Origin of the sequence: Paenibacillus sp. FSL P2-0322 (genome assembly GCF_037975315.1) — a bacterium.
GTDB lineage: Bacteria > Bacillota > Bacilli > Paenibacillales > Paenibacillaceae > Paenibacillus > Paenibacillus polymyxa_B.
On sequence record NZ_CP150243.1, the window covers coordinates 989641 to 1002613 of the forward strand.

Consider the following 12973-nt stretch of genomic DNA (forward strand, 5'->3'; position numbering starts at 1 on the left):
TTATTCCTCCTTTGTGGCCATCTCTACTTTTTGCACACGAACACCTGTAAATGGACGACGCAGCAGACTTTCCGCTACCGCGAGATTGATATAGATACGTGCTTCCAACAAGCCGGCAATCCGAAATATAGAGGATTCGATTTTCCCGTGTTTAAGTACCAATTGCTTCAAGGTGTGGTCGGGATACCACTCGGTTTGTGAGGAAAGACAATCCACCACAGGTGGACGCAGTACCCAGTACACATCCTGCCTGGCTTTCTGAAAATCGGTAAGTATAGCGGCCTTCCATTCCAGCTCCGGCATATATTTTTCCAACAGGGCTTTCATGGAGTCTGAAACCAGTGGCAAAGGGAACTCCAGAAAATCCGGATATACGGTTCGTGGATCTGTATGTACTGCTAGAAACAGGGGAGTATCCTCCGCCTGAAGGGTATGACCCGAAAGGATATCCTCCACCTGCAAGGGAGACAGGGGCGCAGTCTCCACCCGATGCTTTACGCGCTCGTCCACCATGAGTCGGTAATACCTCATGACATCCACTCCCCTTTACTCACTGCATCTGTTATCTGTGTAGCCAGGGGCGCTTCTATAGCAGCAAGGCCAATGGCTTCGCTTAGTTGGTCATCTGTAAAGCTTACCCGGTGTAGTTTTGCTCCTGTAAAATTAGCGTTTACTAAACATGCACCTATAAACGAAGCGTCAGTAACATCGGCTCCTACAAAGCAGGCACCTGTTAGATCCGCGCTGTTAAATAAAGCTCTTTGCAGCGCGGCATCTTGGAAAGTAGCTCCTTGAAGCTGTGCATGTTGAAAACTAGCTCCCTGTAAATTAGCTCTTGTAAAATTCACTCCATCCAATCCTAACGGTTCCCAATCCAGCCAAGCATCCGATCCATATTCGCTATTGCTTATCACTTCGTCCAGTACAGCCTCTTGCAGGGAACAGCCACTGAAATCGGCTCCATGAAGCAGGCTGTGCGAAAGGTCGGTTCCATCTAGCTGAGCTTCTTGCCATACCGTGCCTACGAGGATACAGTGATGCAATTGACTTTGTTGCATCCCGATCTGGCGAAAGACTGTATAGCGAAAATCCAAGGAACTGTAATTTCCATCCGACAGTTGAACTTGAGACAGTGCTTGGTAGCTGTAGGCCGATTCTTCTTTTTCCTCCAGCCAAGACTTTATTATGTTTGCATCCACGGGTCTCCGATCTTCCCGATACACGGAGACACTATGATCCATATACTCTCCGACGCGAATCTCAAAAGCTTCTTCACGATCCAACGCCTCAAACTCTGGTAGGTGGACTGCTTGCTTCATAGCCTGACGAACTAGACTAACGATCATCGTATGAAGATATCCCGCTGCTTCCAGCATGATCTGTTCCAATTCAAGTTCGGAAAGGGAGACTTGTTGCTTCAAAGTTTCAGCCCCAAGTTGTTCACGTAATTGAGTCCAATAGAGAAAAATCCAACTTGCATCGTACTCCAACTGAACGGGCTCAGCATCAAGCATCCATAAGGCATCCGTAGCTTCAACAAGATAAACGGGCTTCTGTTCAAGCCATGTGGTGCGCAGCATAGAGTAGGTGATGTAACCGATATGACCTTTACGGCCTGTAAATTGTTTTTGCCGAACCAGCTCACAAAAGGCGCGAAAATGTTCTACTATATGCTGTAATCTTTGTGTTTGTATTGATTTACATGTCAACGCCCATTCTTTGCGAATGAAAGACCAAGCCTGATGAAGAGCCGTTTGTTGTTGATCTAACACATCTGTTTGCTTTTCCATGTCTAATCATCCTTAATTCGACTTCACTTCGCTGCCTTTCATATCCGCCGATCCGCTTAATTCAATATGACTACCATTACAATCCATACGGAGCTGACTACCTGCGGACAGACTCATCGTCTTTCCCGCAGACAGGCTGAGATTGCCTCCCGCCGTAATATTCACCTGTTTGCTGCTCGCAATATGAATGCCTTCTTTATCGTCCAGTTTGATATAAATAGCGCCGTCCTTACCTGTAACGACCAGTTCATCCGGTCCCAGTCGAATTTCCTTGCCATGCGGGGTACGCCATATTTTCATTTGCGGATTGGAAAAATGGTTATGCGTACTCTTGCGATCTGCCCTTCTCACGGCACTACCTGCAACGCCGTCTTCTTCCCGACTACCGGGGAAATAGAGGGAAACTGAATCGCCTTTTTCTGGCATGACATACCAGCCGGTATGGCCACCGCCACTGTACACAGTAGAATAGTTGAACCAGTGTGCTTGGTTTGTGTCCTGTTGTTCATCACAATCCAGATGAATGCGCACCTGATCCTGACGTACGTCCAGCACAATACCGCTTAATGAGGCTCCTGCCAGCTTATCCTGGTAGTAGCTTTTTTGCCGAAATCCTTGGTAAGAACCCAACACATACTGATGCCGCAGCAGTCCCTGACTCATGGCGGTGTAGGCTTCCATCACATATAGGTTATGCCCCTGAAAATTCAACTGAGCGCCCAAGTCGAGTACCTCATCCGTTTCTACCTCATAAAAAATAAAATCGTGTTCACTCAGCTTGGTTTGCTCATTCTCCTGAAAATAACGAAAAGGAAGCAATTGCTTACGTACGGTATAACGGGTATGATCCAGTATCGCCTGTGCAGGGCTGTCCTCAATACCAAAATAAAATTTGGGACTGTCAAAACGGGCTACAGGCATCAGACTCGTATGATAACGGGAGGCTATGCGTCTTAAAAAAGCCCAGTCTGTCTCCTGATACTGAATGGCAAGCCGTCCGATGGCTTCTCCGCCGGTAGCCCCGTCGATCACATCCAGTCCTTCATAGTCCTTACCTATGTGCTCCAGCATTTGAGGAATCGTCATTTTCGTATACTGAAAAGAACGAGTACGCTGCTTCATGTCCATCCGGTACGTATGGGAAATAGCTTCCACCTCCAGATAGTACACACCTCGCACGACTTTTACCTCGACCGAGAGGGCAATCCCACTAAATAGCGGTTTGCTTGCGCCAGATTCATCTTGTTGACTGACTTCAATGATGGTATTTTTTTCTGTCGTTTCCACATAACTGTCTTGCAAGTCTTCGGGGATAATACCTGTAAAATAAAGCCGAGTATGCTCGTTAATTTTTTTCGTTAAGGTAAGCTCCTCCAGATCAATTTGTTCATAAGGGTGAATTTGAATTTGATCGTATCCCAGACTCATGGTGTAGTCATTCCTTTCTCATTTGTACAATAGGCAGGGGGTGGAAGGACAGAAAGGGATTGAGCCCAGTATTCTGCTACAGGTAACCAGACTTCAAGATCTGCCTCCAGACAGCTAAAGGAACCTATGACAACTCGTCCATTATGGATGAAGAGCAGCATTTTGTTGTATAGATTACCGTCGATCCCCGCCGCCACAAAACGAATCTGCCCAACTGAAAGTCCGGAACAGTTGGTGACCATTTCGGTACCTAACCAGTTGCGAATCGGTTGTACAGACCGTAAAATATCCGCCATTTGCTCTACAAAATCAGGCAGTTCTTCCGCTTCCAGAGCGGTATCTGTAGGATTAAAAGTGATATTGATGGTCTCCTCAGATGAGGTATAAATGACCTTTGGTCGATGCTCTGAAGGATATTTGATTATAGCTTGCTCCATTGGCATAGGAGTGAAGGACTTGGGGATGTAGAAACCAATCTCTCCGTGTAGTATTGTAATGGGCTCCAACGTGAGATAATCATTTTCAACATGAAGTAGCTTTGTTTCTTCAAACATGGAACCGTCCAGTTCCGATTTCTGGGTTTGAGCTGGGATGGATTTCACATTATCGTTATTAGCTGTCTTCTGATCCACCATTTTAGCTTTGAGGCTAAGTATATGCTCGTCTAGATAGTTCATAGAAAGCCCCCTTTTAGAAAAATACACGTTTGTACTTGAATATGTAAAGATGGGAGGAGATATTTAAGTACAGAACCAACATATGTATTTATCGGTTAAAAGAGAGATTTAGTTTACAAAATGAACCATTCGTTGGGGGGACATTGTTCGATTTTAGATTCTATTTCATTCCATAACGCCTTTTTGCCGTAATAATTCGGTTGTAGTACTCCAAAGTAGGCGTTGCATCTTGCTATCCCCACCAGGATATACCGGCACAATCAGCTTACCAGTACCAACATTAAAATACCCGCCTGTCACTTCTTGATATTGGGATTCTGTTGCTAAACGAATAATAATTTCTGCTCCTCTCCGTGGGTCTCCGATATGCAAAACGTTCAATATTTTTGCAAGTACCGAAGAAAATCCTAACTCACGGCCAAGGCCGGTAACGTTAAAGCCTGGATTAAGTGCGTTAACTACGATTCCGGTTCCATCCAATTGACGTCCAAGTTCTTCTGTAAACATGATATTAAGAAGTTTAGTCTTTCCGTATATCTTAGATGAACCTCTTGCGGTAAATGCAGATGTATCTATTAAATCCTCCGGTAATTTTAATTCACCATGGTTGCGTGACGCTTCAGAAGCTACATTGACGATCCTAGCATTTGTGGATTCCATTAGTGAATTGAGTAGTGTATGCGTTAACAGCCACGGGGCAAGATAGTTTACGGCTATCATTTCTGCCAAACCCTCTGAGGTTATTCGCTGTTCAAATCCATGTAATCCAGCATTGTTCACTAATACATCAATCTTTGGATAATTAGCTTTAATTTCATCCCCAATACGTTTGACATCTTTCATAAGAGACAGGTCCCCGAAAAAAAAGTCTACCTTTGTACTTGGCGCCAAGTCTCTCAGAATATTTCTAGTCGTTTCAGCACGCTTTTCATTTCTGGCTGTTAAGACTAGATGTGCTCCGCGTTGGGCTAATTCAATTGCTACCCATTGTCCAAGACCGTTAGTAGCACCAGTGATTACAATAATCGGGTATGTCGACATATAAATCATCCTCCAAATTCTCGATCTAATTACATTCTTATTCATGTCCACGCTTTACGGTTGTGGATGCTTTATATTGTAGATCTTCTGCTTGACACTTACCAAAGTTGAAAATATGATTGACATATATCAAGTATATGTATTTTGATTGATATATGTCAAATATATTCATACTAATTTAAATAAGGTGGAGACATATGGATAATAAAACTCAACATCCAAATTCTACAAGAGAGAAATTAGAACTGAATCTTGGTGAACAACTTAATGCACTTATAAGCGCGTCACATGCACTCAATGTAAAAACTGCGGCACTTTTCGATCCATCATTACAACCTGCGGCTTTTCTGATCGTACGCTGTCTTCTTTCATACGGCCCGGTAAGCGCTACATTTTTGGCAGAATCCACCGCTATGGATCGAAGCTCTGTCAGCCGTCTTGTTACTCAGCTTAAGCAATTGGAATATGTAAAAAGTGAAACTCACCCTGAGGATCGCCGGGGTGTGTTGATATCCCTGACAGCTAATGGTCGTGGAAAAGCCTTGGAAGCTTTAAAAGAAAAAGAAAAAGAATTTTATCAACGTATTTCAACATGGGAGGATTCCAAACTTGAAGCATTTATTGGGATGTTGAATTGTTTTAACGGTCAAGATTGTGAGGATTAATGAGTTTAGACATAAAGCATCGTATGATGAAAATAGGAGGTATTCAAAAGTGAAAGAAAAAAATGTTAGGGAAATTAGGGTATCTGATTATCATGACATTTATTTGTTGAACCAAGATTTTAACCCCAATCTATATCTATTTCCTGAAGAAAAAGTAAAAGAGAAGATTGAATTGATTACAAAGGAATCAAAAGATATGATCTTTGTTTATGAAGAAAATAACGAGGTATTAGGATATATTCATGGAAGCCCATATGAATTACTTTTTTCTGAATCTTTGGTAAATATATTAGGATTTGTCGTTAAAGAAAAGTATAGAAATCAAGGTGTAGGTAGCATGTTGATTGAGCGTCTTGAACAGTGGGGAAAGTCCCATGGATTTTCTGGGATCAAACTATTATCTCACCCAAGTCGGATACAGGCTCACAGGTTCTATGAACGACGTGGCTATATGTTTACCAAGGATCAGAAAAATTTTATAAAAAATCTCAAATAAATACATATTCATTCATCATTGAATAAGCGGGTTCAAAAGCCTGATCTTTAGCTAGGCTTTGAACCCTTCAATTTTATAGATGAGATCCGCCACTTGCATCAATCCATTGACCAGTTATATCTTCATCTCGGATTTCAAATAGACTTAATATCGTGATATTTATCATTGAAGAAATATGTTTGTTTAGCACTCTAATGCATTACATTAAATTGACCATTGTTCAGAAAATATGAATAGCCTTCCTTTCCATTTCATGCATAAAAATGTCTGCTAATTAGCAGTTGTATTTAGGCGTTTTTTGTCATACAATGCATCTAATGCTACGGACTCGGTCTTAGAAACAGTAAGGTTTGGACGGTAAATAGGACGTGGTTTTCTGGTATATTTACGAATCGTGGAACTACTTTGTTGTCGTTCACTCACGACCACGTCAGTCTGAAAAGTTAATAATGTTTGGGGACAGTTTTCCGGATCATTAGCGTTTGATGATGAACATATACGAAGGGGAGCGTTCTTTTGGAATCGAAACAATTAACGAGAGGGCTAAAGCCACGGCACGTTGAGTTGATTGCGCTTGGAGGTACGATTGGCGTCGGTTTGTTTATGGGATCGGCAAGTACGATAAAATGGGCAGGTCCCTCAGTGCTGCTGGCTTATCTCTTAGCGGGGATTATTATGTTTTTTGTCATGCGGATCATGGGGGAAATGCTGATTCTTGAACCGGTGACAGGCTCATTCGCTACATTTGCTCATAAATATATCAGCCCTTTAGCCGGTTTCTTGACCGCCTGGAGCTATTGGTTTTTATGGGTTACCGTAGGGATGGCGGAAGTTACTGCGATTGGGGTATATGTGGGCTACTGGTTTCCAGATATCCCGCAATGGTTGCCGGCTTTGGCAGGTGTAATTATTATTGCATTGGCCAATTTGGCGGCTGTGAAATTTTATGGGGAATTTGAGTTTTGGTTTGCGATGATTAAAATTGTCGCCATTATCTTCATGTTAGTAGTTGGTACGGGGATGATCTTCTTTGGACTCGGTAACGGTGGACAACCGATAGGTCTATCCAATCTGTACAGCCATGGCGGCTTCTTTGCAGGTGGTTTGAAAGGGTTTCTGTTTGCACTCTGTATTGTAACAGCGGCTTACCAAGGGATAGAAATGGTGGGTATTACGGCAGGTGAAGCTGAAAATCCAAAAACGACACTGCGAAAAGCCATTAAAAACATCATCTGGCGTATTCTGATTTTCTACGTGGGTGCAATCTTTGTCATTGTTACGATTTATCCTTGGAACCAAATAGGCGAGATCGGTAGCCCATTTGTTCTGACTTTTGCCAAGGTAGGAATTGTGGCTGCTGCGGGTATCATTAACTTTGTTGTACTTACAGCTGCGATGTCTGGTTGTAACAGTGGTATTTACAGTGCGGGAAGAATGTTATACACGTTGGCTAAGAACGGACAAGCTCCCAAGTTTTTCGGGAAAGTTTCTCCAAGCGGCGTCCCTAGAAATAGTATAATAACGACCATTTCCTTGCTGCTGGTAGGGGTATTATTTAACTATTTAATGCCTGATTCCAAACTGTTTCTGTATATTTACAGCGCCAGTGTTCTTCCAGGCATGGTACCGTGGTTTGCATTAGCCATCAGTCAATTTAAATTCAGGAAAAAGTGGAAAGACGAAATGAAGGATCACACCTTTAAATCTCGTTTTTTTCCGATCAGTAATTACATTACCATTATCTTTTTGTTGCTGGTGATCGTTGGAATGTGGTTTAATCCAGACACACGCTTGTCGTTGATTGTCGGGGCAACATTCATGGCGATCGTCATTATTGGATATTTTGTCTTTGGCATAGGAAAGCGGCAGAGAATTGAAGAATTAGAGGAAAACTAAAAGATTGCTAAATACGTAACATTTGCCGAGCGCAATTCAGATGATCCTGAGTTCGCTCGGCTTTTCTTTTACATGACGAGGGAGAGGGCTATGGGAGGGTTGTTACTGAGGTATAGAACCGTGTGGTTAGCCTGTTCGCACTACAAGTGTAAATATAGAGACAAAAAAAGTGAGAAGGGAAACTGAGAAGTTCATTATTGCTATACTCTTACGGTTAGCCTTAAACTCTGTAATTCCAGAAAATAAAAATATAAACCCTAGAAAAAATTGCGCGATTTTGTATGAGTCCCTATAGGTGTCTGGGTATGCGAGTGATAAAGAGGAAGAGATCATAACAACTACAGCAAATATTAAAGTGAGGATTCTGTAAATATCCATTTTCTTGAACATAGATAAGTTCCCCCTTCCTATTTATTCCTAATGTATTATATTCTAAGGGTAGAATCTTTGAATTACAAATAAATACAAAAAAGAGGAAATAGACAATAGGATGGTACACAGAATAAAGTGAAGGTGTCCCAAGTAATACTTTGGGGACACCTTCAAAATTAAAATCACTTGTACAACTTATGATTTACATAGCTTACATTGTGCTAATGTCAATCACGAATCTATACTTCACATCAGAAGCTAACACTCGTTTGTAGGCTTCGTCAATCTGGTCGGCCGATATCACTTCAATTTTAGGAACAATATTGTGTTTTGCACAAAAATCCAACATTTCCTGTGTCTCACGGATGCCTCCTATCATTGAACCAGCAAATGAACGGCGATGTCCGATAAGGGACATCACATTTAGTGACAACGGCTCCCCAGGGGCACCGACATTCACCAAAGTTCCATCTAGATTGAGTAGTGCAAAATAAGCATCCATATCGATGGCAGCACTTACCGTGTTAATAATCAAATCAAAGTGCCCAGCAAGCTTTTCAAATGTTTCTGGTTCGCTTGTAGCATAATAGTGATCCGCACCAAATTGCAAGCCATCATCCTTTTTCTTTAATGTTTGTGATAGAACGGTTACCTCAGCACCCATAGCATGTGCAATCTTGATAGCCATATGGCCAAGGCCTCCCATTCCCACAACGGCCACTTTCTTATCTGGACCAGCACCCCAGCGGTTCAACGGTGAATAAGTCGTAATACCTGCACAAAGTAATGGAGCAGCCACGTCTAGCTCAATGTTATCTGGAATTTTCACTACAAAATCCTCAGTTACGACAATGTGGGTAGAATATCCGCCTTGTGTAGGCTCGCCGTATTTGTCAACACCAGCATAGGTAGGGACATTTCCTTTAAGGCAGTATTGTTCCTCTCCTTTACGACAGTTCTCACATTCTCCACAGGAATCGACCATACAGCCAACCCCTACCCGGTCACCAACTCTGTACTTTGTAACCTCAGATCCTACCTCCGTGACAATCCCTGCAATTTCATGTCCAGGTACGAGAGGGTAGTTCACTGGCCCCCATTCGCCGTGAGCAGTGTGGATGTCAGAATGGCATATGCCGGCATATTTAATTTCAATCAGAACATCGTGTGAAACAAGATCCCGTCGTTTAATTTCAGCCGATCGAAACGGTTTGTCTGGGCCATCGACAGCTCGCGCTTTAGCAGTTATCATAAATAGCCTCCAATTATTTCTATTTTTCAAGAGAATGCAGTTATATCGGTATAAATTGAAAACTAGCTGAAGTCAGTTGAAGTTACCCTTCATTCATTTCCATTTATACTTTTTCTCTTGCAAATCAATGTTAATCCTTATAGTTAACTCTAAGTCAAGCGCAAGTTTATATTCCTTTTGGGAATTTCTGCTCGTACAGGTTCAGGTTCATTACAGCTAATTATATTTCGTTAGATAGCATCTGATTCTACTTTTCCTATAAGGGGACTTTGACATTCTACAAATAACTTGATAGAATCCCCCTTATATCATAGAGTTAACTCGAAGTCTATGTCATTAAGAATAGGAGATACATGATGAAGACATATTCTATCAGCGAAGTTGCAAAAGAATTGAATCTTACAGCATACGCTTTGCGGTACTACGACAAGGAGGGACTTATGCCTTTTGTAGAACGGACATCTAGCGGAACAAGATTATTTAAAGAATCCGATATCGACGCTTTAAAAATAATTGAATGTCTAAAATCCACCGGGATGCCGATCAAAGAAATTAAAAATTTCATTGATTGGTGTTCTGGTGGGGATTCCACACTACAACAAAGATATGACATGTTTATGGAACGAAAAGCTACTGTAGAAGCACAAATGGAAGAACTTAAAAAAACAATGGAAGTTATTGAACATAAATGCTCATATTACAAAACTGCATTGGAAGCCGGAACGGAAAATATTCATAAAAATAATAAAATAGGGAGTCTCATTACTAACTAATAGAAAAGCACCTGTAATTCATCTATTTCTATATGAATTACAGGTGCTTTCGTTTGTAATATTCGATTTACACAACCTACTGATTTAAAACAGCACGATCGGCTTTTGAAAACTAGGAACCAACTATAATGTAACTTGAACAGGCAGGAGTAGTACCGAGGATCAAGTATTCCGAAAGTCAACGGGCAATTTGCCCATTATATAGGTTGAGAGCCACGACTTTAGTTCAGAAAACAACGAATTACTATAGAATCATCGAAGATAATCAGGAGTATGGTCCAGTATTCCCTCATTTTTATTTTTGATAAGATTAATTCCATATTATTGAAGGCTACAATCAGACCGCAAAGGTATAAAGAATGATACATAAGGAAATGAGGAAGGTACTAATGAAGGCAAAAGCGTATATTATTTTGTTGACTGCTGTAATAAGTTTAGCTGCTTTGCTGACTGCATGCGGTGACTCCAAGAAGCAAATTGAAGGTGAATCTACGACTGGAGCAGCAACGGCAACGACTACGACTACACAGAATGCCAAGGTGGACAATGCGGAACAGGCTGGTGTGGATGGTGTTGTGAGCAATACTACAGACCAAGCTACAAAAGGTAATGGGAAGACGTATTCCGACGTGGCTAAAGAAGCAACGAAGCCCGATCGGCCAGCAGGACAAATAGGGTTAAATACGACGCAGGAGCAGCTTCTTACCTTTGCAGATCGTTATGGGCTGGTACGAGTACAGGATCATCCGATTCGGCGGGTTTCCGATCCAACCGGGAAACAGGTAAACATTGCAAATTACAGTGATTCTGTCGTGAATTTATATACAGAAGAACCCATCCACCTGAATACAGATGAATTTATTCATGAAGCTTATAATTTTTTTACAGAGGGAGTTGCTCCAGGTGAGTCCTACAAGAAGTGGGAGGAAACCTCTAATACAGAAAGAGGACTCGTCAAAATGCTTTATTTGTCACGCGAGGGACTTCATATTTTAGAAGAAGCGATGAGGACGCATGATTATTCTAGTCCATCGGTCCAAAATACGCTGGGATTTTTTAAGGTTGCCTCGAAATTTGAGTCTATGATGCCTGTTGCCCAGACACCTACAGACATCAGCTTGTATGATATGTACGATCAACGTGTTAAGCCCGAGTGGAAGAAACTAAGTGACATTAAAAACCCTGCCGCGAATGAAAAAGCCTTCGCTGCGGCCTATCAAAAAGCAAGGGATGAGACCAATAATCTTATGGGGCTATTAAACATTATGGTGTCTACAGAAATGGAAAAACGTCTCAAAGCAGCAACCGATCAGCAGAATACAGGGAAATAGCTTATTCAATGCATGTTTTAACTTGATACCAATACGTATAAATTTCCGAAAATCCTAGCTTGGAATAAAGCCGTTATAGACCCCAGTATTCTCTCTCCATAATGCCTTTATTATGTTCTGCTACCCATCCATCATAAAGTAAAGTGGACAGGGGCTGCCAGTTGTTCAAGGAAATTTTGTAGCTCATAGGTGACAAAAATCATCCACACTTTTTTCTAATATTTAACTGTTAATAGAACTATTGAAAAGCTATAATGCTAATAATGATTTGAGTGTACTTTGAGAAAGAGGTTGAGGGTATGGTGTTGAAAAAATGGCCATTATTATTGATGATAGGTATTCTCATGGTGGCATCTGTGAGCTGGAACAGTGGAGTATCTTATGCAGCTACAGAATATACTTGGGATAAGTACAAGGGCACTGAGGTCAAGACATATAGATTGACTGCGGTACCTGGAAGAGTCGAATATATGGATCAGGAAAGGTTTTTTGCAGCTTTAAGTCAAACCCCAAATGTGTATGGAGATTTCAGTGGCTATAAAACAGGGAAAACAACTGGAGTTGTAACCGAGAGTATAACGGATGATGTGTACAAATTTACAGTTACTGATTTTCTTCGCGATCAGGAGCCTGAGGTTGTAGAGTATATCAATCCCAGAGGCGGAATTCCTCATAGATGGAATGGAACTAGTGATATTCAAATTTTTATGAGAGGATCAGAAGCGGCTTCTTTGTCTGAGCTGTTTTATGAGGGGACACCCAGTGAAGGACGCTTTCAATTTAATGCTAACGATATATATTTAGTTACATTCTGGTCCAGTACCGTAAGACTTATCAGTGGGATGTCTGCTGAGGCGCTAATAGAGGAAGGTCCTCACACGTTTAAGAATCGGGAGCTTGTAGGTCAAGTAACCAGCGAAGATCCTGCAGCTTATCCGCAAGACGGGATTTCAGAAGGTTATTATTATGTTTTTAAGGGTGCTGGCAACAAAGAATCAACAGCTGATGGAGATAGCCAATAAAAACAAAAGAAGAGATAACATTGTGTATGGTGCTTTATACATGATGTTATCTTTTTTATTGTGATGCTCGCATTAGAAAATTTAGTAATGAAAAAATGCTGGAAATTTAATTCCCAATGAAAACCATTTTAAAAGATCGGGATATATGCCTTTAAAATAATGACAATTTTACGGATGGAACCGTAATCTATAACTACTTTTTTTGCTGTCTTTATTCAATCCTAGGGATA

Annotated in this window: 13 protein-coding genes; 6 read left to right on the forward strand and 7 right to left on the reverse strand. The window is 41.4% G+C overall.

From position 1 onward, the window contains the following. The 5 genes from MKY24_RS04520 to MKY24_RS04540 form a co-directional block, all read right to left on the reverse strand. Positions 1–531, reverse strand: a complete 531-nt coding sequence (locus MKY24_RS04520; protein ID WP_028542019.1) for a hypothetical protein — start codon at positions 529–531, stop codon at positions 1–3. Continuing rightward, positions 528–1790, reverse strand: coding sequence for a pentapeptide repeat-containing protein (locus tag MKY24_RS04525; protein ID WP_316243335.1), 1263 nt, complete (start codon positions 1788–1790; stop codon positions 528–530). The genes MKY24_RS04520 and MKY24_RS04525 overlap by 4 nt, the downstream gene beginning before the upstream one ends. A gap of 12 nt (positions 1791–1802) precedes the next feature. Continuing rightward, the gene (locus tag MKY24_RS04530) at positions 1803–3218 is read right to left on the reverse strand and encodes a phage baseplate assembly protein V (protein ID WP_339201476.1); all 1416 of its coding nucleotides are present in this window, start codon (positions 3216–3218) and stop codon (positions 1803–1805) included. Continuing rightward, on the reverse strand, positions 3215–3895 hold the full coding sequence (locus tag MKY24_RS04535; RefSeq protein ID WP_071559265.1) for a hypothetical protein: 681 nt from the start codon (positions 3893–3895) through the stop codon (positions 3215–3217). Before MKY24_RS04535 ends, MKY24_RS04530 begins: the two co-directional genes overlap by 4 nt. A gap of 165 nt (positions 3896–4060) precedes the next feature. Further along, positions 4061–4936: an SDR family NAD(P)-dependent oxidoreductase gene (locus MKY24_RS04540; protein WP_071559264.1), complete on the reverse strand. Its 876-nt coding sequence runs from the start codon at positions 4934–4936 to the stop codon at positions 4061–4063. A gap of 197 nt (positions 4937–5133) precedes the next feature. Here MKY24_RS04540 and MKY24_RS04545 point away from each other — a divergent pair, with 197 nt between their 5' ends. The 3 genes from MKY24_RS04545 to MKY24_RS04555 all read left to right on the forward strand — a co-directional run bounded on the left by MKY24_RS04545 (position 5134) and on the right by MKY24_RS04555 (position 7993). Next, positions 5134–5601, forward strand: a complete 468-nt coding sequence (locus tag MKY24_RS04545) for a MarR family transcriptional regulator (protein WP_071559263.1) — start codon at positions 5134–5136, stop codon at positions 5599–5601. Between the two features lie 49 nt (positions 5602–5650). Beyond that, positions 5651–6097 carry a GNAT family N-acetyltransferase gene (locus MKY24_RS04550; RefSeq protein WP_071559262.1) on the forward strand — a complete coding sequence of 149 codons (447 nt, stop codon included), beginning with the start codon at positions 5651–5653 and terminating at the stop codon, positions 6095–6097. Positions 6098–6613: 516 nt separating this feature from the next. Next, entirely contained in the window at positions 6614–7993 is a 1380-nt protein-coding gene (locus MKY24_RS04555; RefSeq protein ID WP_023987114.1) for an amino acid permease, read from the forward strand. Between the two features lie 126 nt (positions 7994–8119). Here MKY24_RS04555 and MKY24_RS04560 read toward each other — a convergent pair whose 3' ends face one another. Together MKY24_RS04560 and MKY24_RS04565 are read right to left on the reverse strand one after the other, a co-directional pair. Further along, on the reverse strand, positions 8120–8383 hold the full coding sequence (locus tag MKY24_RS04560; RefSeq protein WP_071559261.1) for a DUF3953 domain-containing protein: 264 nt from the start codon (positions 8381–8383) through the stop codon (positions 8120–8122). 193 nt (positions 8384–8576) lie between these two features. Next, on the reverse strand, positions 8577–9617 hold the full coding sequence (locus tag MKY24_RS04565) for an NAD(P)-dependent alcohol dehydrogenase (RefSeq protein ID WP_071559260.1): 1041 nt from the start codon (positions 9615–9617) through the stop codon (positions 8577–8579). A 356-nt stretch (positions 9618–9973) separates the two neighbouring features. On the opposite strand from MKY24_RS04565, the gene MKY24_RS04570 reads away from it, so the two are divergent. The 3 genes from MKY24_RS04570 to MKY24_RS04580 all read left to right on the forward strand — a co-directional run bounded on the left by MKY24_RS04570 (position 9974) and on the right by MKY24_RS04580 (position 12743). Next, entirely contained in the window at positions 9974–10390 is a 417-nt protein-coding gene (locus MKY24_RS04570; protein WP_023987117.1) for a MerR family transcriptional regulator, read from the forward strand. A 389-nt stretch (positions 10391–10779) separates the two neighbouring features. Beyond that, the gene (locus tag MKY24_RS04575) at positions 10780–11721 is read left to right on the forward strand and encodes a hypothetical protein (protein WP_023987118.1); all 942 of its coding nucleotides are present in this window, start codon (positions 10780–10782) and stop codon (positions 11719–11721) included. Positions 11722–12020: 299 nt separating this feature from the next. Then, a complete protein-coding gene (locus tag MKY24_RS04580; RefSeq protein ID WP_028542030.1) occupies positions 12021–12743 on the forward strand; it encodes a hypothetical protein in 723 nt (240 codons plus the stop codon). Positions 12744–12973: the final 230 nt, after the last annotated feature.

Excerpts from the sequence above, each read along its gene's own strand:
- MKY24_RS04525 (WP_316243335.1), bottom strand. The coding sequence starts at position 1,790 with ATGGAAAAGCAAACAGATGTGTTAGATCAACAACAAACGGCTCTTCAT.
- MKY24_RS04520 (WP_028542019.1), bottom strand. The coding sequence starts at position 531 with ATGAGGTATTACCGACTCATGGTGGACGAGCGCGTAAAGCATCGGGTG.
- MKY24_RS04580 (WP_028542030.1), top strand. The coding sequence starts at position 12,021 with ATGGTGTTGAAAAAATGGCCATTATTATTGATGATAGGTATTCTCATG.
- MKY24_RS04545 (WP_071559263.1), top strand. The coding sequence starts at position 5,134 with ATGGATAATAAAACTCAACATCCAAATTCTACAAGAGAGAAATTAGAA.
- MKY24_RS04540 (WP_071559264.1), bottom strand. The coding sequence starts at position 4,936 with ATGTCGACATACCCGATTATTGTAATCACTGGTGCTACTAACGGTCTT.
- MKY24_RS04535 (WP_071559265.1), bottom strand. The coding sequence starts at position 3,895 with ATGAACTATCTAGACGAGCATATACTTAGCCTCAAAGCTAAAATGGTG.
- MKY24_RS04570 (WP_023987117.1), top strand. The coding sequence starts at position 9,974 with ATGAAGACATATTCTATCAGCGAAGTTGCAAAAGAATTGAATCTTACA.
- MKY24_RS04565 (WP_071559260.1), bottom strand. The coding sequence starts at position 9,617 with ATGATAACTGCTAAAGCGCGAGCTGTCGATGGCCCAGACAAACCGTTT.
- MKY24_RS04560 (WP_071559261.1), bottom strand. The coding sequence starts at position 8,383 with ATGTTCAAGAAAATGGATATTTACAGAATCCTCACTTTAATATTTGCT.
- MKY24_RS04530 (WP_339201476.1), bottom strand. The coding sequence starts at position 3,218 with ATGAGTCTGGGATACGATCAAATTCAAATTCACCCTTATGAACAAATT.
- MKY24_RS04575 (WP_023987118.1), top strand. The coding sequence starts at position 10,780 with ATGAAGGCAAAAGCGTATATTATTTTGTTGACTGCTGTAATAAGTTTA.